The sequence below is a fragment of the Candidatus Rokuibacteriota bacterium genome (genome assembly GCA_016188005.1).
GTDB lineage: Bacteria > Methylomirabilota > Methylomirabilia > Rokubacteriales > CSP1-6 > UBA12499.
Map to the genome: position 1 here is coordinate 203,391 of JACPIQ010000008.1, position 23,235 is coordinate 226,625.

A 23,235-nucleotide genomic window follows, 5' to 3' on the forward strand; every position below is an offset into this window, starting at 1 on the left:
TTCGAGCGAGATAATACATGTCCCAGTACCGCATCGGGTTCGACGTCGGGGGCACCTTCACGGACTTCGTCCTCCAGTCGCCCGCCGGGGACATCGTGACCGCCAAGCGGCTGACGACCTACCCCGATCCCTCTGACGCCTGCCTGGCGGGGCTCGATGACCTGCTGGCGCGCGCCGGGTGCCCGTGGACGGCGCTCGGCCAGGCGGTCCACGGCACCACTATCGGATCCAACCTGGTCATCGAGCGAAAGGGGCGCGACGTGGCGCTGATCACGACGCGGGGCTTCCGTGACGTGCTCATCATCGGGCGCTCGAAACGCTACCAGGTCTACGATCTGCAGATCGAGAAGCCCAGGCCCCTCATCCCGCGCCGGCTCATCGCCGAGGTCCCCGAGCGCGTGCGGGCGGACGGTTCGGTGCTCGAGCGGCTCGACGAGGACGAGGCCCGCCGGGTGATCCGGTGCCTGGCCGCTCGAGGGGTCAGAGCGGTGGCGGTGTGTCTGCTTCACGCCTACGTGAACCCCGCCCACGAGCGGCGCCTCGCCGAGATCGTCGCCGCGGAGGCTCCCGGGATCGCCGTGAGCCTCTCTCACGAGGTCTCGCCGACCTTCAGGGAGTACGAGCGCACCAGCACCACCGTCGTCAACGCCTACATCATGGGCGCCATCCGGGAGTACCTGGAGAGCCTGCGGGGGGAGATGGGACGGCGCGGGTACGGGGGGCGGCTGTTCATCATGCAGTCCTCGGGCGGCATCGCGACCGCCGAGGCCATGGAGCGCTATCCGGTGCGGATGATCGAGTCGGGCCCGGCGGCCGGCACGCTCATGGCCTCCGCCTACGGCGAGCTCTCTGGGCACCGGGATCTCATTGCTTTCGACATGGGCGGGACGACGGCCAAGCTCGCCCTCATCCATGGCGGCCGCCCCCTGGTCACCTCGCTCTTCGAGCTGCACCGGGTGGGCGGGGCGGCTGGCAGCGGGCTCCCCATGAACATCCAGGCGCTGGACCTCGTGGAGATCGGGGCGGGCGGAGGTTCCATCGCCTCGGCGCGGCTCGGGGTGATCGCCGTGGGGCCGGAGAGCGCCTCGTCCACCCCCGGGCCCGCCTGCTACGCGCGCGGGGGGACGGCGCCCACCGTCACCGACGCCGATCTCGTCCTCGGCTATCTCAACCCCCAGCGCTTCGCGGGCGGGAGCATGACGCTCGACGTGGCGCGGGCGCGGGAGGCCATCGAGGAACGCGTCGCGCGCCCGCTGGGGCTCACGCTCACGGAGGCTGCCTGGGGTATCCACCTGGTGGTGAACAGCAACATGGAGCTGGCCACGCGCGTGGTGTCCATCGAGCGGGGCCATGATCCCCGCGGCCTCACGCTGGTGGCCTTCGGCGGCTCCGGGCCCGTGCACGGCTGCCGGCTTGCCCAGGCGCTCAGGATCCCGCGCGTGATCCTGCCCGCGGCAGCGGGCGTGACGGCGGCGCTGGGCCTGCTGTCAGCCGAGGTGAAGTTCGACGTGGCCCGGAGCTACGTGCGGCGGCTCGATGCCGTGGATCCCGGCCATCTCGGCACCATCTACCGCGAGATGGAGGCCCAGGCCCTCGCGGTGGTCCGCGAGTCGGCGGTGGAAGGGGAGGTCGCAATCCAGCGGACGGCCGACCTCCGCTACGTGGGGCAGGGGTACGAGGTCAACGTCCCGGTGCCCCCGGGCCCGCTCGGGCAGCGCGAGCTCGCTCGGGTGCGCCGGGCCTTCGATGGGGCCTACGAAGCGCGCTACGGCGTCGCCGCGCCCGGTGAGCCGGTCGAGGCGGTCACCTGGAAGCTCACCGCGCTCGGGGCAGGGCCGCGCCTGGCCTTGCCGCGCGCTCCCCGCGGCGGGGGGGTGGAGGCGGCACTCTACGGGCGGCGGCCGGCCTATTTCCCGGAGAAGGGCGGCTACGCGGACACGCCGGTGTACGACCGCTACCGGCTTCCGGCCGGCGCCGAGATCACAGGTCCGGCCATCGTGGAAGAGCGGGAGTCCACCACGGTGCTTCCGCCCGGCTGCGGCGCGCGGGTCGACGACTGGGGCAGCCTCCAGGTGGAGGTGGGCTCGTGACGGCACCGGTGAACGCGCTGACGCTGTCGGTGATCTGGGGGGCGCTGCAGTCCATCGCCGTCGAGATCGGCACCACCGTGCACAGGACGGCGTACTCCGAGCAGGCGCGCGAGGGGCAGGACTTCTCGGTCGCCGTCTTCGATCCCCGGGGCCGGATGGTCGCGCAGGGTCCGTACAGCCCCGGGCACATGGGCGCCATGTCCTTCGCCGTGAGGAACGCCCTGGCCGCTCACCCGGTGGAGACGCTCCGGCCCGGCGATGCCATCCTCCTCAACGATCCCCTTCTCGGCTCCGGCCATTTCCCCGACTTCTTCATCACGCAGCCGGCCTTCCTGGACGGGCGGCTCGTCGGCTTCGTCGTCAACATCCTCCACCACACCGACGTGGGCGGCCAGCGGCCCGGCAGCCAGGGCGTCGTGGGGATCTTCGACTACTACCAGGAGGGTTTACGGATCCCGCCCACGAGGCTCTGGAGCGAGTACCGGGAGAGCGAAGCCGTGGTGGGGATCATCGCCGCGAACACGCGCACCCCCGAGAAGGTGCTGGGCGACCTCCGCGCCCAGCGGAGCGCGCTCCGGGTCGGCGAGCAGCGCCTCGTGGAGCTGGCCGAGCGCTACGGGTCGGAGACGCTCACCTCCGCCATGGAGGAGATTCTGAGCCGAACAGAGGCAAGTATGCGATCTGCGATCCGAACAATCCCAGATGGCGTCTACGAGTTTGAGGACTTCATGGACGACTGCGGACCGGGCACCCCGCCGCTCCGGGTGGCCGTGACGGTCACGGTCAGTGGCGAGGAGGTGCAGGTGGACTACACGGGCTCGGCCCCCCAGACGGGCTCCGGGCTCAACTCCTACATCAACTACACCCGCTCCTACTCCTACGCGGCCATCAAGTGCCTCACCGATCCGCTGGGCCCCATGAACGAGGGCGCGCTCCGGCCCATCACCGTCGAGGCGCCACTCGGCTCGTTCCTGAATCCCCGCCCACCTGCAGGCGGCGGGCCGCGGGCCGTCATCTGCTACCGGATCTTCGAGGCGGTGATCGGGGCCCTGGCCCCGGCGGTGCCCGACCGGGTCGCCGCGGCCTCCTCGCACATGGCCAACCCGACCTTTGGCGGCTACGACCCGGCGCGAGAGCGGCGCTTCGTCGCCTACGAGCTGGTCCTGGGGGGCACCGGCGCCCGGGCGACGAAGGACGGGGTGGAAGCGATGTGCGCGGCCTTCAACGCCTCCAACATCCCGGTGGAGGCGCAGGAGCAGAACCATCCCATCGTCGTGGAGCGCTTCGAGCTCATTGCCGACTCGGCGGGTCCGGGCAGATTCCGCGGCGGCTGCGGCATCAGGCGCGACATGAAGTTCCTGGCCGAGGACGGCAAGCTGACGAACCTCTCCGAGCGGCAGCGCTTCGCGCCGTGGGGGTTGTTCGGTGGGGAGAGCGGGAGCCTCGCCCGGACCGTGATCAACCCGGGCGCAAACGCCCGCGTGGTGCACGGGAAGACCTCGGAGGACTTCGGCTACGGCGACGTGATCTCGTTCCAGCTCTCGGGGTCAGGGGGCTACGGCAACCCCTTCGAGCGCGATCCGGCGCGCGTGCTCGAGGACGTGCTGGATGGTTTCGTGAGTCTCGATCAGGCGCGGACCGCATACGGCGTCGTGATCGATCCGGCGACCATGACGGTGAACACGAAGGCGACGGAGGTCCTGCGACATGAGTGAGCGTCGGCCTCGGTGGTTCGCGGCGGGGGCGGCGGTGCTTCTCCTCGGGGCGGCAGCCGCGGCGCTGGCGGCGGACGACGGCCCGCGCCGCGGTGGCGAGCTGCTCTTCATCATGCCGGCGGCCGACCCGCCGTCCTACGACGCCCACCGTGAGGACACCTTCGCCGTCATCCAGCCCGCGGCCCCCCACTACAACACCCTGCTGCGCCCGGATCCGTCCGATCGCACGGGGACGCGGCTCGTGGGCGACCTGGCCGAGTCGTGGACGGTGTCGAGCGACGGGCGCACCTACACGGTGAGGCTCCGGCGCGGCGTGCGGTTCCACGACGGCGCCGGGATGACCTCGGCCGACGTGAAGGCCTCCTATGACAAGATCATCTCTCCGCCCGAGGGTGTCACCTCCGCCCGCAAGGGCGAGTTCGTGGCGGTCGAAGGCGTCGAGGCTCCGGACCCGCACACGGTGGTCTTCCGGCTCAAGTGGGCGTCGAACTCCTTCCTCGGGTCGCTGGCCTCGCCGTGGAACTGGATCTACAAGGCCGAGATCCTGGCGCGGGACCCGCGCTGGTACCAGCGGAACATCATGGGCACGGGCCCGTTCAAGTTCGTCGAGCACGTCAAGGGCTCCCACTGGGTGGGGAGGCGGAACCCGGACTACTGGGACACGGGCAAGCCGTACCTCGACGGCTATCGGGCGCTCTTCATCACCCAGGCCGCCGCCCAGGTGGCAGCCATCCGTGCCGAGCGGGCCCACATCCAGTTCCGCGGCTTCACGCCGGCGAACCGCGAGACCCTGGTGCAGGCGCTGGGGTCCAACCTCACGGTGCAGGAGAGCGCGTGGAACTGCCATGCGATGCTGGTCTTCAACCACGAGAAACCCCCCTTCGATGATCGGCGTTTCCGGCGGGCGCTGTCGCTCGCGATCGACCGCTACGAGGGGTCGAAGGCCCTGTCCAAGATCGCCATCGTGAAGGAGGTGGCGGGCCTGCACGTGCCCGGCTCCCCGTGGGCGACGCCGCCGGACGAGCTGGCGAAGCTGGCGGGTTACTGGCGGGACATCGGGGCCTCCCGGGCCGAGGCAAGGCGCCTGCTGCGCGAGGTGGGGCTGCCAGAGGGCTTCGGGTTCACCCTCCTGGCGACCGGCGTCCCGCAGCCATTCGACGCCATCGCCGTGTGGCTCATCGACCAGTGGCGTCAGGTGGGCCTCAGCGTGAAGCAGGAAGTCCCAGAGCGCGGCCGCTACTACGACAAGCTGCGCGGCGGCGATTACCAGGTCTCCTTCGATCCGAAGTGCGGCTACATCGTCGAGCCCGACCTCGACCTCTACAAGTTCCAGAGCGGGCCCACGTCGGCGGTGCCCTCCGGCATCAGCCACGCCAACTATGCGCGCTACAAGGACCCGGTGCTGGACGAGCTCTTCGTCCGGCAGAGCCGGGCGCGGAGCCAGGAGGACCGGCGGCGCTTCCTGCGCGAGTTCGAGCGCCGGCTGCTCGACGAGGAGGCCCACTACGCGACGACCCTGCAGTGGCACCGGATCGTGCCGCACCTGGCCAGGGTGCGGGGGTGGACCCTCACGCCCAGTCATTACCTCAATCATCAACTTGACACGGTCTGGCTGGCCGAATAGGAGGCGCCCTCCATGGCATACCAGCCGCGAGGCCGGCACTTCGAGGACTTCGAGGTCGGCGAGGTGATCGAGACCTGCGCCCGCACCATCGACGCCGCCGACGTCACGCTCTTCGCCGGGCTCTCCGGCGACCACAACCCGCTTCACACCGACGAGGAGACGGCGAAGACGACGCCCTTCGGCTCCCGCATCGCGCACGGGATGCTCACCGTGTGCATCTCCACCGGCCAGCAGAACCAGACGGGCCTCTTCGAGGGGACCACGCTGGCGCTCCTGGGCATGGACAGGCTCCGCTTCAGCGGCGCGGTGAAGTTCGGCGACACGATCCGCACTGAGATGACGGTGCGAGAGGTGAAGGAGTCGTCGAAGCCGGACCGGGGCACGGTGCGTCTGGACGTGGCGGTGAAGAACCAGCGCGGCGAAACCGTCGCCACCTGGGACCAGGCCGTGCTGATGCGCAGGAGGTCTGCATGAGATTCGACGGCCGGGTGGTGCTGGTCACGGGGGCGGGGGGCGGCATCGGCGAGGCCACGGCGCGGCGCTTCGCGCGGGAGGGTGCCCGGGTGGCCGTCAATGACACCGACGCGGCCGGGGCAGAGCGGGTGGCGGGCGAGATCGGCGCCGGCGCTCTGGCGCTGGCGGCGGACGTGACGCGAAAGAGCGACGTGGACGCCATGGTGGGGCAGATCACGGAGGCCTGGGGGCCCGTGGACGTGCTCATCGCCAATGCGGGCATCAACCGGGACGCCATGGCCGCCAAGATGGCGGAGGAGCAGTGGGACGAGGTGCTGAGGGTGAACCTGAAGGGAACCTTCCTCCCGGCGCAGGCGGTCCTGCCGGGGATGCGGGAGCGCGGGTGGGGCCGCGTCATCACCACCTCCTCCATCGGGTCGCTGGGCAATATCGGGCAGGCCAACTACGCCGCCTCGAAGGCCGGGGTGATCGGGCTCACGAAGACGCTGGCGCTGGAGTACGCGAAGTACGGGGTGACGGTGAACTGCATCGCGCCCGGCGCCACGCTGACGCGGATGCTGGCGGGCGTGCCCGACAAGGTCAGGGAGCAGATCGTCGCCAGGATTCCCGTCGGGCGCATCGCCGATCCTGCCGAGATCGCGGCCGTGCACTGCTTTCTCGCCTCCGACGAGGCGGCCTTCATCACGGGGCAGGTGCTCTTCGTGGACGGCGGCATGACCGTCGGGATCTAGGATGACGGCGGCTGCGATCGGGCGAATGGCCTCTGCTGGCGCGGGAATCCGTCGGGGATGGGCGAGGCGAAGCCCGGGTGCCCATCCCTGGTCGAGAACGCGGGCGGGCGACAGCCCGGGTGCGCGTCGGGTCGACGGGGGCTGAGATCGGGCGCGGTGAGTCGTGGGGCGTGTCGCTCCGGCGGGGGCGGGCGGGCGACAGCCCGGGTGCCCGCCCCAGGTAAGGAGACCTATGCGCAAGGTGGCGCTGGTGGGGGCGGGGGTGACCAGGTTCGGCGTCCGCAAGGCGTCCTATCGCGATCTCGTCTGGGAGGCCGGCAAGGCCTGTTTCGACTCGGCGCCAGCGGTGAGGCCACGCGACCTCGAGGGCCTCGTGGTCGGCTCGGTGATGCCGGAGCGCACGGCCTTCCAGAGCCACATCTCGTCCATGGCGGCGGAAGCCCTCGGGATCACCCCGAGCGCGCTCTCGGCCCGCACCGAGCACATGTGCGCCTCGGGCACCGTCGGCATCCGCTACGCCTACGCCTTCATCGCCGCCGGGCTCGCCGACCTGGTGATGGTCCTCGGCGTCGAGAAGCTCAACCAGCCGGCGGCCGACGAGGCCATCCTCAACATGGGCACGGGGGTGGACCGCGACTGGGAGGCCTGCTACGGGCTGACGGCGCCCCCCTGTTTCGCCCTGGCCGCCCAGAAACACATGGCCCGGTACGGGACCACCGAGGAGCAGCTGGCCCTCGTCGGCGTGAAGAACCACGCGCATGCCACCCGGAACCCCAATGCGCACTTCCAGAAGGGGGCGACCCTCGAGCAGGTGATGGGCTCGCGGATGATCGCCTCCCCGCTCAGACTCTTCATGTGCTCTCCCATCACGGACGGCGCCGCGGCGGTGATCCTCGCCTCGGAGGACCGGGCACGAGACCTCACCGACCGCCCGGTGTGGATCCGGGGCACGGGCCAGGCCCTCGACGGCTTCACGCTCACCTCGCTCCACGAGGACTACGCCCATTGGCCCGCCATGAAACGGGCGGCGGAGTCGGCGTACCGGATGGCGGGCATCGGCCCTGCGGACGTGGACCTGGCGGAGGTGCATGACTGCTTCGCCATCGCCGAGATCATCGCCTACGAGGAACTGGGCTTCTGCGAGAAGGGCGAGGGTGGGGGCTTCGTGGCGAAGGGACGCTCGGACTATGGCGGGGAGGTGGTGGTGAACCCCCGCGGGGGGCTCATGGGCTGCGGCCACCCGCTGGGGGCCACGGGCGTGGCCCAGGCCGCCGAGGTCTATGCCCAGCTCCGCGCGGAGGCCGGTCCGCGCCAGGTGCCTGATGCCCGCATCGGGCTTGCCCACAACAACAGCGGGATGGGCGAGCACGTGGTGATGATTTACGGGCGGGAGGCGGCGTGATGGCCTACTTCCGCGCCGTCGACCCGTTTCCGCTGGAGTCAGCGGACCAGAACAAGCTGCACGAGTTCTACGAGTACCTGGCAGCCGACAGGCTGGTGACCACCTGCTGCGGGTCCTGCCGGCGCCTGGCCTGGCCGCCCCGGGGGTTCTGTCCCGAGTGCCTCTCGGACCACTTCGAGTGGGTGGACCTGCCGCACGAGGGCACGGTGCACGGTTTCAGCATCCAGGAGACAGGGCTGCCCGCGGGCTTCCGGGCTCCAGTCGTCTTCGCCATCGTCACGGTGGGCGGACTCAGGATCTTCGGCCCTGTCGTGGGCGCTGATCCGGTCGCGCTCCGCGTCGGCGACACGGTGCGCTTCGCTCCGATCCGCGTGGCAGACGACTCCAAGGGCCTCGCCCGCCACCTGGTGGCCTTCGCGCCCGGGGCGAGACCGGCGTGAGACCGCTCAGGGTCCTCGTGGCCAAGCCAGGGCTCGACGGTCACGACCGCGGGGCCAAGGTGGTGGCGCAGGCGCTCCGCGACGCGGGGATGGAGGTGATCTACACGGGGCTCAAGCGCACCCCCGAGGCCATCGTGGCCGAGGCCGTCCAGGAGGACGTGGACGTGGTCGGGCTGTCGATCCTGTCAGGGGCGCATGCGCTGCTCTGCGAGCGGGTGGTCCGGGGGCTCAAGGCAGCCGGGGGCGACCGCGTCAAGGTCGCGGTGGGGGGCACCATCCCCCAGGCCGACATCCCGTCGCTGCTCGAGGCGGGGGCCTGGGCCGTCTTCCCCATGGGCACACCGCTGCCGGCGATCATCCAGGTCTTCGAGAGGCTCGGCCGCAGCGCGGATCGCGCGGACGCTTGCTGAGGAGGGCGGGGCTATGACCAGGGACAGGAAGACCAGGGACGTCGTGCTGCACTCGGGGATCCCCGTGAGGCCGGTATACGGGCCCGAGGATCTCGCGAGCTTCGATCCGGCGCGCGATCTCGGCGTGCCGGGGGAGTACCCCTTCACCCGCGGGATCCACCCCGAGATGTACCGGGCGCGAGTGTGGACCATGAGGCAGTACGTCGGCTTCGGGACGCCGGCGGAGAGCAACGGCCGCTTCAAGTACCTCATGTCCCACGGGCAGGACGCCCTCAATGTGGCCTTCGACCTGCCGACCCAGCTGGGGCTCGATTCCGATGACCCTCGGGCCGCCGGGGAGGTGGGGCGCGTGGGCATGGCCGTGGACAGTCTCGCCGACATGGAAGAAGCCTTCGACGGCATCGCCGCCGACCAGGTGAGCGTCTCCTTCACCATCAATTCCATGGCCGCCATCGTGCAGGCCATGTACCTGGTGGTGGCCGAGAAGCAGGGGATACGCTGGGACCGGATCGTGACGACGCCGCAGAACGACATCCTCAAGGAGTTCGTCGCGCGCGGCACGTGGGTGTACCCGGTGGAGCCCTCGCTCAGGCTCGTGGCCGACCTGGCGGAGTTCTGCGCCCGGCGGGCTCCCCGGGTCAACCCCATCTCCATCTGCGGCTACCACATCAGGGAGGCCGGCTGCACGACGGCACAGGAGATGGCCTATGGGCTCGCCATGGCCGCCGCCTACACGGAGCTCCTCCTCCGGCGTGGGCTTCCGGTGGACGACTTCGCGCCGCGGTTGTCGTTCAACTTTACCTGCTGGGGGAAGATCTTCGAGGAGGTGGCCAAGTTCCGGGCCGGTCGCCGCCTCTACGCGCGGATGATGAAGGAACGCTTCGGCGCGAAGAACCCCAAGAGCATGATGTTCCGCTCGCTCATCGGGGGCGGAGGCTCGGCCTTCACCGTGCAGGAGCCGGAGAACAACATCGTCCGCGGCGCCTATCTCGCGTTGACGGCGGCACTCTCGGGCGCCCAGACCATGGCGCTCCCCACCTATGACGAGGCGTACACCATCCCGTCTTCCAAGGCCCAGCTCATCGCGCTCCGGACCATGCAGATCTGCGCGGAGGAGAGCGGCGTGGCGGACACGGTGGACCCCCTGGGCGGCTCGTACTACGTGGAGGCCCTCACCCAGGCAATGGAGGGGAAGATCCTCGAGGAGCTGGCGCATGTCGAGACGCTCGGCGGCTTCGTCGAGGCCGTCAAGTCGGGCGCTCTCCAGGCCGAGGTGGCGCGGGAGGCGTACCGCTTCGAGCAGAAGGTCCTCTCGGGGGAGATCCCCAAGGTGGGCGTGAACCGCCACGTGGCGCAGGATGGCGCCGGCCAGAGCCAGGACCTCGAGCTCTACCGGGCGGACCCGAAGGTGGCCGAGGCGCAGGTGGCGAAGCTCGAGCGGCTCCGCCGGGAACGCGACGGCCGGGCCGTGGCCAGCGCGCTGGACCGGCTCAGGGACGCGGCCCGGGGCCCGGGCAATCTCATGGAGCCCATCCTCGAGGCAGTGCGCGCCTACGCGACGCTCGGCGAGATGGCGGGCGCGCTCAAGGACGTCTTCGGCGAGCACAAGGAGCCGGTGAGGTTCTGAGGATGACGCTCTTCTCCGGGGTGCGGGTGCTGGATCTCTCGCGCATGCTCGCCGGACCGTATGGCTCGATGCTGATGGCCGATCTTGGGGCGGAGGTGATCAAGATCGAGGAGCCGGACGGCGGTGACCCCATGCGGGGCATGGGGCCGCCCTTCCTCCCGAACGGCGAGAGCGCCTACTTCCTCAGCATCAACCGGAACAAGAAGAGCGTGGCGCTGGATCTCACCCAAGAAGCCGGCCGCGCCGTCCTCCGCGACCTCGCGCGCGTCGCCGACGTGGTGTGGGACAATTTCAGGCCGGGCGTGCTGGCGAGGCTGGGCGCAGACCCCGGGAGGCTCAGGGCCGTCAACCCACGCCTGGTCTGCTGCTCGATTTCCGCCTTCGGGCAGGAGGGACCGTATCGCGGCTGGCCGGCCTTCGATCTCGCGCTCCAGGCCATGGGCGGGGCCATGAGCATCACGGGGGAGGAGGGGCGCGCTCCCTTGCGCATGGGCCTGCCCATGGGCGACCTGGCGGGCGGGATGTTCGGCGCGCTCGCCGTGGCCGGGGCGCTGTTCAGGCGGGAGCGGACGGGGCAGGGAGGGATCGTGGACCTCTCGCTCCTGGACTGCCAGGTGTCACTGCTGACCTATCTCGCGCAGTACTTCTGGACCGACGGGAAGGTGCCCGGGCCGATGGGCTCGGGCCACACCTCGGTCGTGCCCTACCAGGCGCTGCCCGCGCGCGACGGCTACCTGGTCGTCGCCATCTTCGCCGAGAAGTTCTGGTCCGGCTTCTGCCGCGCCATGGAGCGGCCGGACATCGCGCGGGACCCGCGCTTCGAGACGAACCTCCAGCGCGCCGCAGCCAGGAGCGCGCTGATCGCGCTGCTGGAGGAGATCTTCGCGACGCGGTCGGTGCACGACTGGCTCGAGGCGCTGCGCCGGGAGGGGGTGCCGGCGGCCCCGATCCAGTCGGTGGGCCAGGTGCTGTCCGACCCTCAGGTCAGGCATCGGCAGATGGTGGTGGAGCTGAGCCACCCTGCCCTGGGTCGCGTGCCAGCGCTCGGCACCCCGATCAAGGTGGACGGGGCGCTGGGGCTCGAGGTGCGGCCGGCGCCGCGGCTGGGGGAGCACACCGAGGAGGTGCTGAGGGGCCTCCTCGCCTACCAGGACGAGCGGGTGGAGTGCCTGAGGCGCGAGGGGGTGGCCCCGTGAGCTTCGACATCATCGGCAAGGCGACGCCCAAGCGGGATGGCCTCGACAAGGTGACGGGCCGGACGCAGTATCTCCACGACCTCGCGCTGCCGCGCCTGGCCCACGGGGCCATCCTGAGGACCGCGTTCCCGCACGCGCGGATTGTGCGCATCGACACCGCTGCCGCCGAGCGCCTGCCCGGCGTCATCGGCGTGATCACGGCCGACGGGGTGGAGCAGCGCCCCTTCGGCTACGCGAAGGACCACCTGGCGCTCAAGGGCGGGCCGGGCAACCGGAAGGTCCGCTGCATCAGGGACGAGATCGCCGCCGTGGCGGCCCAGACGGCGGAGATCGCCCAGGAGGCCCTCGGGCTCATCGAGGTCGAGTACGAGGAGCTACCGGCGGTGTTCGATCTTGACTCCGCCCTCCGCCCGGGCGCGCCGCTCGTGCACGAGGAACTCGGCACGAACCTGGTGACCCTCCGCTACCAGTTCTCCCACGGCGACGTCGAGGCCGGCTTCGCGCGCGCCGCGGCCGTCGCCGAGGGGACGTATCGGCTCACCTACGTGACCACGGCGTGTCTCGGGACCATGGTGTCGATCGCCTCCTGGGGAGCAGATGGCTCGCTCACCATGTGGACGACCACGCAGGTGCCCTTCCTCTACCAGCGCGATCTCGGAGAGGCGCTCGGGATCGGCGGGCACCGGGTGAGGGTGATCCAGCCGCCGGTCGGAGGCAACTTCGGGCGCGGCCTCGACCTCTACCCCATCGACATCATCGCCGCCCTCCTGGCCCGCCATGTCCGGCGGCCCGTCAAGATCGCCTTCGAACGCCTGGAGGAGTTCATCGCGAGCCCGACCCGCGAGCCCTGCGTCATCCACCTCCGGACGGCCGCGGACGCCGCCGGCCGGCTGCTGGCGCGCGAGGCCCGCGTCGTCATCGACAACGGCGCGTACGTCTCCTGGGGCTCGACGACGCCGTACGTCATGCTCTCCACGACGGCAGGACTCTACCGCTGCCCGGCCGTGCGCTTCGACACGACCATCGTCTACACCAACAACCCCTACTCGGGGTCGATGCGAGGCTACGGCAACCTCGAGGCAACCTTCGCCATCGAGGCGCAGATGGACGACCTCGCCGAGCGGCTCGGGATGGACCGGATGGAGATCCGGCGCCGCAACGCGACGAAGACGGGGGACGTGAACCCGCAGGGCAACGTGATCACCTCCTGCGCCATGACCGAGTGCCTGGACACGGTGGAGCGGGCGATCTCGCTGGCGGCACCCGGGGCGACGCGACCCGGCTGGAAGCGCGGTGTCGGGTATGCGGCCATGTTCCACGTGGCCGGCGGCGCGCGCGTGTACCGCTCGGACGGCTGCGGGGCCATCCTCAGACTCGACGACTTCGGCAAGGTGTTGCTGCTCACGGGCGCCAGCGAGATCGGCCAGGGGTCCGAGACCGTGCTCGCCATGATCGTGGCCGAAGAGCTGGGTATCCCGCTGGAGCGCGTGGAGGTGATCAACAGCGACACCTCCGTCAAGCCGTGGGACGTGGGCGTGCACGCCAGCCGGACGACCTTCATCGCGGGCAATGCAGCGCTCCAGGCCGCGCGCTCGCTGAAGCGCAGGCTCCTGGCGCTGGCGGCGGAGGTGATGGACGAGAAGGCCGAGGAGCTCGAGCTCGTCGGGGGACAGGTGCGCGTCCGGGGCCGGCCGGAGCGGAGCGTCCCGTACGAGCGCGTGGTGCGCGCCGGCCACTTCCGTCCCGGCGGCCAGGCGCTCGTCGCCGAGGCGTTCTACGATCCGCCGAACGAGATGCTGTCGAAGGATCTCCGGGGCAATGTCTCGGCGGCCTACGGGTTCGCCGCCCAGGCGGCGCTGGTGGAGGTGAGCGAGGAGACCGGGGAGGTGCGCGTCCTCCGGATCGTCTCCGCTCACGACGTGGGCCGGGCGCTGAACCCCATGGCCGCTGAGGGGCAGATTCACGGCGGGATCCACATGGGGCTGGGCTATGCGCTCAGCGAAGCGCTGCTGATCCAGGAGGGACGGGTACTCAACCCGCAGTTCATGGAGTATGCGCTCTTCCAGGCGACCGACATGCCGGAGATCGACGTGCGCCTGATCGAGACAGTGGACCAGAGCGGCCCCTTCGGCGCCAAGGGCCTGGGTGAGTCCGGGGTGATCCCGGTGTCGGCAGCCATCGCCAACGCGGTCAAGGACGCCATCGGCGTGCGCTTCACCGAGCTTCCCATCACCCCCCAGCGCGTTCACGCCGCCCTGGTCGCGGCGCGTAGCACAGGACGGGCGCCCCGATGAGCGCCAAAGGCGCGAAGAGGCCAAACCGCAGGCGCGAAGAGGCCAAACCGCAACGCAGACTCTTCGACGTTCAAGCAAGAGGAAAACAGCAGCCCATGACCGAGCAGCCGACCCCGAGCCTGCTGGGGGAGCTCCGAGACGACGGCCACGGCCGGCTCCTGTATCGGGGATCGCGCTTCCTGCTGATCCGTCCCGAGACGCTGGTGGCCGTCCAGCGCGCCGTGGAGACGGCCGCCGGCTCCGGGGCGGCGGAGTGCTTCGCCGCCGGGGGCCGGGTGGGCGGCGCCCGCGCCGCCGCGGCTGTGGCCGGGGACGCCCGCGGGCGACTGGACCTGCTCGTGAAGATGGGACGGGAGCTGGGCTGGGGGGAGTTCGGCGTGGAGGCCTGGAGCCCGGTGGGGTTCGTCATCACGGTGAAGCACTCCCCCTTCGCCGAGGCCCATGGCCGGAGTCAGCGGCCCGTGTGCCACCTCATCCGCGGCGTCGTCGAGTCCTTCGCCGAGCAGCTCCTGGGTCGCCCGATGCAGGTCAGCGAGGCCAGCTGCGAGGCGGCCGGCGGCCCGGTCTGCCGCTTCGAGGCGCGGGCGTGACACGGGGGTCGCTCCGCGTCGGCATCACCACCATGGCGACGGAGCCGCCCGACCGCTTCCGCGCGCTGGTCCAGTTCACCGAGGAGAGCGGGTTCGACGAGCTGTGGGTCTGCGACTCGTCGCTGCACGCCCGCGACGTGTATGCTTCTCTCGCGCTCGTGGCGACGGGCTCACGACGTCTTCGCTTCGGTCCCAACTGCACGGTGGCCGGCCCCGCAGGGCTCTGGATCGAGCGTCTCACCGACGTGGTCGCCCGCGGCATCCGCCACCTGAACATCCTCCTCCTGAGTGCCGACAAGCTCTCCATGGTGAAAGACCTCGGAGAGAAGGTCCTGCCAGACCTCCGGGCCCTCTGAGATGGCCTACCGGATCGGAGTGGATGTGGGGGGGACCTTCACTGACTTCCTCCTGCACCATCACGGAGAGGTCCCGGTGGTCGCCAAGACGCCGAGCACGCCCGAGGATCTATCGGAGGGCTTCCTCGTGGGTCTCGGCGAGCTCGCCGCGGCCAAGGGCATGGGGCTGAGGGAGTTCCTCGGCCGCGTGGACGTGATCGTCCACGGAACCACGGTGACGACGAACGCGGTGCTCACGGGCTCCGTCGCACGGGTAGGGCTGCTCACGACGCGAGGCTTCCGCGACGCCCTGGCCATGCGCCGGGGCATCCGCGAGGCCCAGTACGACAACCGGTGCGCCCCCCCCACGCCGCTGGTGCCGCGCTGGCTCCGCCTGCCCGTGACGGAGCGGGTGGAGGTGTCGGGCGAGGTCACGACGCCCCTCGAGCCGGAGAGTCTCGAGGCGGCGCTCGCGGGGCTCCGCGAGGCCGGCATCGAGGCGGTGGCAATCTGCTTCCTGCACGCCTGGGCCAACCCCGCCCACGAGATCCTCGCCGAGACGCGGGCGCTGGCGGCGCTGCCGGGCGCCTACGTGTCCCGCTCCTCGGCCCTCGTGCCCCAGATCCGCTTCACCGAACGCGTGAGCACCACGGTGCTCAACGCCGCCGTGGGCCCGGTGCTGTGCCGCTACCTCGACCGGCTCGGCGCGCGGCTGGGCGAGGTGGGGTTCCGCGGTGTGCTCCTGATCATGCAATCCAACGGGGGCGTGGCGGAGCCGGCGGCGGTACGGGCGGCGGCGGCCAGCACGCTCTTCTCCGGGCCCGCGGCGGCACCCACGGCCGCCCTCGCGTACGCGACGCCCCACGGCGTTCGCGACTTCCTCACCGTGGACATGGGGGGTACGTCCTTCGACGTGTGCCTGGTTCGGGACGGCGCGGCAGCCATGACCACCGAGGGGCGCATCGCGCGCTATCCCTTCGGCCTCGCCGCGCTGGCCATCCACACCATCGGCGCCGGGGGGGGCTCCATCGGCTGGCTGGACGACGGAGGGCTCCTGCGCATGGGGCCCCGGAGCGCCGGAGCCGTCCCGGGACCCGCCTGCTACGGCCGCGGGGGAATCCCGCCGACGTGCACCGACGCCGACCTGCTGCTCGGCAGCCTCCGCGCGGAGCGCTTCCTGGGCGGCCGGCTGCGCCTGGACGCGGCGGCGGCGTGGCGCGCGGTGGAGACACTGGCGGGCCCGCTCCGGCTGTCCGTGGAGGAGACGGCCGCAGGCATGGTGCAGGTGATCGACGCCAACATGGCTGCCGGGATCCGCCACGTGACAGTGGAGCGGGGACACGACCCGCGGGAATTCCTCCTGGTGGTCGGCGGCGGCGCGGGCCCGGTCCACGCCGCGGGGATCGCCGCCGAGCTGGGGCTCACGCGCATCCTGGTGCCGCGCGGCTCGCCCATCTTCTGTGCTGGGGGGCTCCTGCTCTCCGACCTCCGCCACGATCTCGTCCAGACCTACGTGACGCCCTTCGAGCGAGCCGAAGGTAACAGGCTGCGCGCCATCGTGGCTTCCCTCGGACGCCAAGGGCGCGACGCGGCCGGCGCCGAGCGGATCGGCGAGGGGCAGGTGACGCTCTCCTTCGCCTGCGACGTCCGGTATCTCGGCCAGTACCACGAGCTGGCGGTGCCCTGGCTCCCGGACGAGGCGCAGGAGGGTGACCTCGGCGGAGTCGCGAAGCGCTTCCACGAGACGCATGACCGGCTCTATGGCTACGCGCTCCCGGATACGCCGCTCGAGCTGGTGAATGTCCGCGGGGTGGCCCTCGGGGTCACGGAGAAGCCCGCGCTGCCCGAGGTCCCGCCAGGGACGGGGGACGGGGCGCGGCGCGGCCGCCGTCCTGTGTGGATGGGCGAGGCCCGAGCCTTTGCGGAGACGGTTGTCTACGAGGGCGAGGCCCTCGGGGCGGGCGCGCGTCTGTCGGGACCCGCGGTGGTGGAGCTCGACACCACCACGGTGGTCGTCCCTCCCGCATGGCGCCTCGAAACCGACCGCCACGGTTCCTTCCTCCTGGACCGGCTCGCGTGAGCGCCGATCCAGTCTTCGCCTCCGTCCTCGAGCGGAGGCTCAAGGCCATCACGGAGGAGATGGGGCTGACGCTGCTCCGCACCACGCGCTCGCCCATCCTCAGCGAGGCGCGGGACTTCGTCACCGGCCTCTACGGCCCGCGCGGGGAGATCCTCGCCCAGTCGGAGTACATCCCGATCCTGGCCTTTGCGCTGCAGCCCGCCTGCCGCGCCGTGATCGCCGCCTTCCGCGACGACGTCCACCCGGGCGATGTCTTCCTCCACAACGACGTCTTCTCGGGGGGAAACCAGAACAACGACGTGGCGGTGTTCCGGCCGGTCTTCGTCGACGGGCGGGTGGCGGCCTGGGCCGCGACCACGGGGCACCAGGCCGACATCGGCGGCGCTCAGGCGGGGGGCTACAACCCCAGGGCCACGGAGGTGTGGCAGGAGGCGCTCAGGATCCCGCCGCTCAGGATCGTCGAGAGGGGGGCGGTGCGGGACGATGTCTGGCGGCTGGTGTTCTCGAACGTGCGACTGCCCATCGTGGAGCAGGACATCCGTGCCCAGATGGGCGGCACCGTGGTGGGCGAGCGGGGGTTGATGGAGCTGTACCGGCGCCACGGGGCGGCCAGGGTGGAGGAGCACATCCGCTACCTCTTCGACGCGGCCGAGCGGCGCATGCGCACGGAGCTGTCGCACATCCCCGACGGGACCTGGGTGGGCGAGAGCACGGTCTTCTACGACGGGCATCACGACGGCAGCCGGCACCCGATCCGCGTGACCATCCAGACGCGGGGCGGCGAGATCAGCCTGGACTACGCGGGCACCGCGCCCCAGACACCGGGCTTCGTCAACGCGCCCTATGCCTCCTCCTTCTCGGCAATCCTGCTGACGCTTCTGATGCTCGTGGATCCCGACATCCCACACAACGAGGGCATCCTCCGGCCGATCCGCGTCCACATCCCGGCCGGGTGCATCCTGAACGCGGACTTCCCGGCGGCGACGACCTTCGGCAACACGCTGGCCGGGCCGCATTCCGATGCGATCTTCCGGGCCCTGGCGCCGGCCATGCCCGAGCGCGTGTCAGCCGGGTGGAACCGGATGCTCGGGATGACCGTGGCGGGAATGGACCCGCGCGCCGGCCGCCGCTACGTGGACATTCTGTTCCTGGCGCTCAAGGGCGGGTCGGGGGCCGTGGCTGGCTGCGACGGCTACGACCATATTGGGCTCATCAACACGGCGGGCGGTCTCCTGGCGCAGGACTACGAGATGCTGGAGGTCCAGACCCCCCATCGGCTGCTGCGCCACGAGTACCAGACCGACTCGGCGGGAGCGGGACGCTGGCGCGGCGGCTGCGGTGTGGAGACGGAACTCGAGATCCACGGCGACGAGGTGACAGGGATCGTCTTCGGCGACGGCGTGGACGAGGAGGCGCGGGCCTTCGGGCTCTTCGGCGGTCACTCGGGCGGCCTCAATCGGATCGAGCTCCGGACGCCGGCGGGACAGCTCCTGGCACCCCGCTCGAAGGATGTGATCGCCATCCCGCGCGGCAGCCTCTTCCGGCAGGCCGCGGGCGGCGGCGGCGGCCACGGCGATCCCCGGGAGCGTCCGGCCAGTCTCGTGGCGGACGAGGTGCGGGACGGCCTGATCTCGGTGGAGGCAGCCCGGCGGGACTACGGCGTCTGGGTGGACCCGGACACGCTGGCGTCGGACGAGGCGCGCACGGCCGCGCTCAGGGCCCGGCCGGGGGGGGCCGCATGAGCGCGGCTGCCGTGGTTCACGTCGTCGTCAGCGGGCTGGCCACGGGGAGCATCTACGCCCTGATGGCGCTGGCACTGGTGATCATCTACAACGCCACGCGGACGCTCAACTTCGCCCAGGGGGAGATGCTGATGGTCTCGACCTTCGTGGCCTGGGCGGCCCAGCGCGCCTGGCAGCTCCCCCTGCCGGTCACGCTGCTGGTGGCGGCCGCGGCCGGCGCCGGCGTGGCGCTCGTCTTCGAGCGCGCGATCATCCGCCGCTCCATCGCCGCCACCCACTGGGACGTGCTCATCATCACGGTGGGGCTGTCGCTGATGCTGCGCGCTGCGGCGGGGCTGATCTGGACGCACGAGGACTTCGCCTTCCCCTCCTTCTTCGGCAACCGCCCCATGGTGGTGGGTCCGATCAGGCTGGCGCCCGTATCGCTGGGAATCATCGGCGGCTCGCTCCTTCTCATGCTGGGGCTCTACGTTCTCTTCACCCACACGCGCATCGGGCGGGCCATGCGCGCGGTGGCGCAGAACCAGCGGGCGGCGCGGCTCATGGGGATCAGCGTCGAGCGCATGTACTCGCTGTCATGGGTGCTCGCGGGGGTGGTGGGTGCCATCGCAGGCGTCCTCGTCGCGCCGGTGACCTTCCTCTCCACGAAGATGGGGCTCGTCGTGATCAACGGCTTCACGGCGGCGGTGATCGGGGGCTTCGGCTCCATGCCGGGGGCCGTGGCGGGGGGGATGCTGCTGGGCGTGATCGAGAACCTGGCGCCGCTGTACCTGCCCTCGGGAATCCGCTACTCCGTCCCCTTCCTGGTCTTGATCGCCATCCTCCTGATCCGCCCGGCGGGGCTCTTCGGTCGGGTCGAGCAGAGGAAGGTCTGATGCGGCGGTGGGCGCTGGGCGCGGCGGCGGCAGGGCTGCTCGCCTGGCCCTGGGTGGCGCCCCGGTACCTGATCTTCCTCGCCAGTCTCGTGCTGGTCAACGCGGTGGTGGCCATCGGCCTCAATCTCCTGAGCGGCTATACGAATCAGCTCTCCTTCGGCCACGCGGGCTTCCTCGCCATCGGGGCCTATGCCGCCGCGCTGCTCACCATCCACGCCCCCACGGTGCCGGTGATCGTCACGCTCGCGGCGGCGGGAGCAGTCACGGCGGCGGTCGGGCTCGGCTTCGGCGTGCCGTGCTTGAGGCTCGGCGGGCTCTATCTCAGCATGGCGACGCTGGCGTTCGGCTTCGTGGTGTCCGAGGTCATCCTGAGCCTGGACGGGCTGACCCTGGGGGCCGACGGCCTGCGCGTCCCGGCGGGCCGTCTCGCGGGCTTCACGCTGGCGACGGACACCGCGCGCTACTACCTGACGGCGGCTGTGGCCGCAGCGCTCGTGGCCGCGGCCGTCAACCTGACGCGGAGTCGGGTGGGCCGCGCCTTCCTCGCCATCCGGGAGAGCGAGGTGGCGGCCCAGGCCAGCGGCGTCTCGCTGGCTGCCTACAAGACCGCCGCCTTCGGCGTCTCGGCCTTCTACACGGGCGTGGCCGGCGGGCTCTTCGCCTTCGTGGTCGGCTTCCTCTCGCCCGATGCCTTCGATGTCTTCCTCTCCGTGGACTTCGTCGTCATGATCATCCTCGGCGGGCTCGGCTCGGTACCGGGCTCGATCGCGGGCGCGGCCGTCGTGACGGTACTGCACGACTGGCTGGCCGCCTTCCAGAACTTCCGGCCCCTCATCTTCGGCGCGATCCTCATCGCCTGCATGCTCTTCATGCCCGGCGGGATGGCACACGCGCTGAGGCCGCCGGGGCGCCGGTGACCCACACCCGACAGAGGAGGACGTCCATGCGACTCATCCTTTCGCTCCTCACCGCGGCGCTGGCCCTCGGGGCAAGCGCGCCCGCCCTCGCCCAGCAGGGAGTCACCGACACGGAGATCGTGGTCGGCTGCTCCAACTCGTTCTCGGGTCCGCTGGCATTCACGGGCGAGCAGCTGACGAAGTTCGGCATCGACCTCTACTTCAAGGGCGTCAATGATGCCGGCGGCATCCACGGCCGGAAGGTGCGCACGGTCTACTACGACGACGGCTACCGGCCGCAGGACGCCGTCGCCAACACGAGGAAGCTGGTGGAGCAGGACAGGGTGTTCGCGATCCTGGCCTCGCAGGGGACGGCCCCCGTCGCGGCCACCGTGGGCTACCTCGAGGAGAACCGCGTCCCCCTCCTCTTCCCGTACCAGGGCTCCACCGTGACGCGCGGGAAGAAGTACGTCCTCAATGGCATGACGCTCTACGACCGCCAGGCGCGGATGATGGTGGACTACCTGGTGGGGCAGCGCAGGCTCAAGACCTTCGCAGCGATCTACCAGGACGACGAGTACGGCCGGGCCTTCCTGGGCCCGTTCGAGAAGGACCTGGCGCGCCACGGGCTCAAGCTCGCGGCGGCGGAGCCCGTCAAGCGGGGGGCCACGGATGTGAGCGCCCAGATCGCCAAGCTCCAGGCCGCCAGGCCCCAGGTGACCTTCCTCGTGCTCACCCCAGGGCCGGGGGCCCAGGCACTCAAGGAACGGCAGAAGATCGGCTGGACCGACACGCTGATGGTCTCCTCCGGGCCGCTCACCGACGAGCGCTTCCTGGGGCTCGCCGGCGAGGCCGCGGAGGGGACCGAGGGGCTGTCCCTCTGGCCTGACCCGCTGACCTCCGAGCTCCCCGGTGTCCGCGCCTACCGGGAGGCGCTCCGGAAGTTCGCGGCCAAGGCCGAGCCCAACCGCTACGCGCTCCACGGCTACGTCGCGGCCATGGTGTTCACCGAGGCGGCCAAGCGGGCCGGCAAGGGCCTGACGCGCGAGTCGCTCATGACCGCGCTCACGTCGATCAAGGCCTTCGAGACCGGCATCCTGCCGCCGATCAGCATCGGGGCCGACCTCGAGCCGCTCAAGCAGGGCTTCTGGGTGCGCATGGAGAAGGGGCGCTTCAAGCCCCTCACGGACTGGCTCAAGTCGGAGTGACCGTGGCCCTCCTCAGCGTCGAGGATCTCTCCATCGCCTTCGGCGGCCTCGCCGCCCTGTCCGGCGTGACCCTCGAGGTCAACGAGGGGGAGATCTTCGCGCTGATCGGGCCCAACGGCGCTGGCAAGACCACGGTGTTCAACGTGCTGACCGGTCTCTACCGCCCGACGGCCGGCCGCGTCGCCTATGCCGGGACCGACCTGCTGCGTCTGGCTCCCCACGAGATCGCCCGCCGCGGGGTGGGGCGCACCTTCCAGAACACCGAGGTCTTTCGCCAGCTGACGGCGCTGGAGAACGTGCTCATCGGCGAGCACGGGCAGCTCCGGAGCTCGCTGTGGAGCGCAGCGCTGGGGCTACCCAGGGTGCGCCGGGAGGAGGCGGCGGCCCGGCGGCGGGCGCTCGAGCTGCTCGAGCGCTTCGGGCTCCGGGACGCCGCGGAGGTGGAGGCGGGGAGTCTCCCGCTCGGGAGCCAGAAGCGCCTGGAGATCGCCCGGGCGCTTGCCTCCGGACCCCGCCTCCTCCTGCTGGACGAGCCCGCGGGCGGCCTCAACCCCACGGAGACGCGGACGCTCATGGAGCTGATCTGCGCGCTGCGGGAGGGGCTCAAGCTCACCGTTATGGTGGTCGAGCACGACATGGACCTGGTCATGGCCATCTCGGACCGGATCGCGGTCCTGGACTACGGGCGGAAGATCGCGGAGGGCAAGCCGCGCGAGATCGCGGCGGACCCCGCGGTGATCGAGGCCTATCTGGGCAGAGATGAAGCCGACGCTTGAGCTCGAGGAGGTCAGTGTGTACTACGGCAAGCGCCGGGCGCTCGAGGGGGTCTCGCTCCAGCTCGGCGAGGGAGAGATCGTCACGCTCCTCGGGGCCAACGGGGCGGGGAAGTCCACGACGCTCCGGGCGGTGTCGGGCCTCGTCCGGCCCTTGCGCGGGCGCATCCTCTACGACGGCCGCGACGTCACGGGCTGGCCGGCGGATGCCATCGTGGCGGCGGGCATCGGGCATGTGCCCGAGGGGCGGGACCTCTTTCCCGAGTTCACGGTGCTTGATAACCTCCTCGTCGGCGGCCACACGGTGGGGCGGCGGGAGCTGGCCGCCCGGCTCGAGCTGGGCTTCGAGCTGTTCCCCCTCCTCCGCGAGCGGAAGCGGCAGCGGGCCGGGACCCTGTCGGGGGGCGAGCAGCAGATGCTGGCCATGGCGCGGGCCCTGGTGTCCCGGCCGCGCGTCCTCCTGCTGGACGAGCCGTCACTGGGGCTGGCCCCCATACTCACGCGGGAGATCTTCCGCGTGATCCGGCAGATCAACCAGCGGGGGGTGTCCGTGCTGCTCGTGGAGCAGAACGCGCGCCGCGCGCTGGGCGTGGCTGACCGCGGCTACGTGCTCGAGACCGGGCGGCTCGTGGTCGCGGGCCCCTCGCGGGAGCTGCTGGAGGACCAGCGGGTGCGCACCGCCTATCTCGGCCTCAGCCCGCCGGGCGCCGGCGCGGACAAGGGAGAGTGAGCG

The 23,235-nt window shown here is 71.0% G+C and carries 20 protein-coding genes; all 20 read left to right on the forward strand.

The annotated features are described in order from the left end of the window. Positions 1-17: 17 nt before the first annotated feature. Positions 18-2,090, forward strand: coding sequence for a hydantoinase/oxoprolinase family protein (locus HYV93_02580; protein MBI2524847.1), 2,073 nt, complete (start codon positions 18-20; stop codon positions 2,088-2,090). Further along, entirely contained in the window at positions 2,087-3,805 is a 1,719-nt protein-coding gene (locus HYV93_02585; GenBank protein MBI2524848.1) for a hydantoinase B/oxoprolinase family protein, read from the forward strand. Before HYV93_02580 ends, HYV93_02585 begins: the two co-directional genes overlap by 4 nt. Beyond that, positions 3,798-5,429, forward strand: a complete 1,632-nt coding sequence (locus HYV93_02590; GenBank protein ID MBI2524849.1) for an ABC transporter substrate-binding protein — start codon at positions 3,798-3,800, stop codon at positions 5,427-5,429. The genes HYV93_02585 and HYV93_02590 overlap by 8 nt, the downstream gene beginning before the upstream one ends. 12 nt (positions 5,430-5,441) lie before the next feature. Beyond that, positions 5,442-5,903 carry a MaoC family dehydratase N-terminal domain-containing protein gene (locus tag HYV93_02595; GenBank protein MBI2524850.1) on the forward strand — a complete coding sequence of 154 codons (462 nt, stop codon included), beginning with the start codon at positions 5,442-5,444 and terminating at the stop codon, positions 5,901-5,903. Further along, complete coding sequence (gene fabG, locus HYV93_02600) at positions 5,900-6,634, forward strand: 3-oxoacyl-ACP reductase FabG (protein MBI2524851.1); 735 nt, start codon at positions 5,900-5,902, stop codon at positions 6,632-6,634. The genes HYV93_02595 and fabG overlap by 4 nt, the downstream gene beginning before the upstream one ends. Before the next feature lie 232 nt (positions 6,635-6,866). Beyond that, positions 6,867-8,036: a thiolase domain-containing protein gene (locus HYV93_02605; GenBank protein MBI2524852.1), complete on the forward strand. Its 1,170-nt coding sequence runs from the start codon at positions 6,867-6,869 to the stop codon at positions 8,034-8,036. Beyond that, positions 8,036-8,476: an OB-fold domain-containing protein gene (locus HYV93_02610; GenBank protein MBI2524853.1), complete on the forward strand. Its 441-nt coding sequence runs from the start codon at positions 8,036-8,038 to the stop codon at positions 8,474-8,476. The genes HYV93_02605 and HYV93_02610 overlap by 1 nt, the downstream gene beginning before the upstream one ends. Further along, positions 8,473-8,886 (forward strand): cobalamin B12-binding domain-containing protein, encoded by a 414-nt coding sequence (locus HYV93_02615; GenBank protein ID MBI2524854.1) that lies wholly within the window; start codon positions 8,473-8,475, stop codon positions 8,884-8,886. Before HYV93_02610 ends, HYV93_02615 begins: the two co-directional genes overlap by 4 nt. 13 nt (positions 8,887-8,899) lie before the next feature. After that, a complete protein-coding gene (locus HYV93_02620; protein MBI2524855.1) occupies positions 8,900-10,513 on the forward strand; it encodes a methylmalonyl-CoA mutase in 1,614 nt (537 codons plus the stop codon). Positions 10,514-10,515: 2 nt separating this feature from the next. After that, positions 10,516-11,709, forward strand: a complete 1,194-nt coding sequence (locus HYV93_02625; GenBank protein ID MBI2524856.1) for a CoA transferase — start codon at positions 10,516-10,518, stop codon at positions 11,707-11,709. Further along, entirely contained in the window at positions 11,679-14,003 is a 2,325-nt protein-coding gene (locus HYV93_02630; GenBank protein ID MBI2524857.1) for a molybdopterin-dependent oxidoreductase, read from the forward strand. The genes HYV93_02625 and HYV93_02630 overlap by 31 nt, the downstream gene beginning before the upstream one ends. Before the next feature lie 95 nt (positions 14,004-14,098). Further along, entirely contained in the window at positions 14,099-14,593 is a 495-nt protein-coding gene (locus tag HYV93_02635; GenBank protein MBI2524858.1) for a hypothetical protein, read from the forward strand. Further along, a complete protein-coding gene (locus tag HYV93_02640) occupies positions 14,590-14,949 on the forward strand; it encodes an LLM class flavin-dependent oxidoreductase (GenBank protein MBI2524859.1) in 360 nt (119 codons plus the stop codon). Before HYV93_02635 ends, HYV93_02640 begins: the two co-directional genes overlap by 4 nt. 1 nt (position 14,950) lies before the next feature. Then, positions 14,951-17,008, forward strand: coding sequence for a hydantoinase/oxoprolinase family protein (locus HYV93_02645; GenBank protein MBI2524860.1), 2,058 nt, complete (start codon positions 14,951-14,953; stop codon positions 17,006-17,008). Beyond that, positions 16,954-18,750 (forward strand): hydantoinase B/oxoprolinase family protein, encoded by a 1,797-nt coding sequence (locus tag HYV93_02650; protein ID MBI2524861.1) that lies wholly within the window; start codon positions 16,954-16,956, stop codon positions 18,748-18,750. The genes HYV93_02645 and HYV93_02650 overlap by 55 nt, the downstream gene beginning before the upstream one ends. Then, the gene (locus tag HYV93_02655) at positions 18,747-19,625 is read left to right on the forward strand and encodes a branched-chain amino acid ABC transporter permease (GenBank protein ID MBI2524862.1); all 879 of its coding nucleotides are present in this window, start codon (positions 18,747-18,749) and stop codon (positions 19,623-19,625) included. The genes HYV93_02650 and HYV93_02655 overlap by 4 nt, the downstream gene beginning before the upstream one ends. Continuing rightward, complete coding sequence (locus HYV93_02660; GenBank protein MBI2524863.1) at positions 19,625-20,542, forward strand: branched-chain amino acid ABC transporter permease; 918 nt, start codon at positions 19,625-19,627, stop codon at positions 20,540-20,542. Before HYV93_02655 ends, HYV93_02660 begins: the two co-directional genes overlap by 1 nt. A gap of 26 nt (positions 20,543-20,568) precedes the next feature. Next, positions 20,569-21,729 carry an ABC transporter substrate-binding protein gene (locus tag HYV93_02665; protein ID MBI2524864.1) on the forward strand — a complete coding sequence of 387 codons (1,161 nt, stop codon included), beginning with the start codon at positions 20,569-20,571 and terminating at the stop codon, positions 21,727-21,729. Next, positions 21,726-22,505 (forward strand): ABC transporter ATP-binding protein, encoded by a 780-nt coding sequence (locus tag HYV93_02670; GenBank protein ID MBI2524865.1) that lies wholly within the window; start codon positions 21,726-21,728, stop codon positions 22,503-22,505. The genes HYV93_02665 and HYV93_02670 overlap by 4 nt, the downstream gene beginning before the upstream one ends. After that, a complete protein-coding gene (locus HYV93_02675; protein MBI2524866.1) occupies positions 22,489-23,232 on the forward strand; it encodes an ABC transporter ATP-binding protein in 744 nt (247 codons plus the stop codon). Before HYV93_02670 ends, HYV93_02675 begins: the two co-directional genes overlap by 17 nt. The last annotated feature ends 3 nt before the right edge of the window (positions 23,233-23,235 follow it).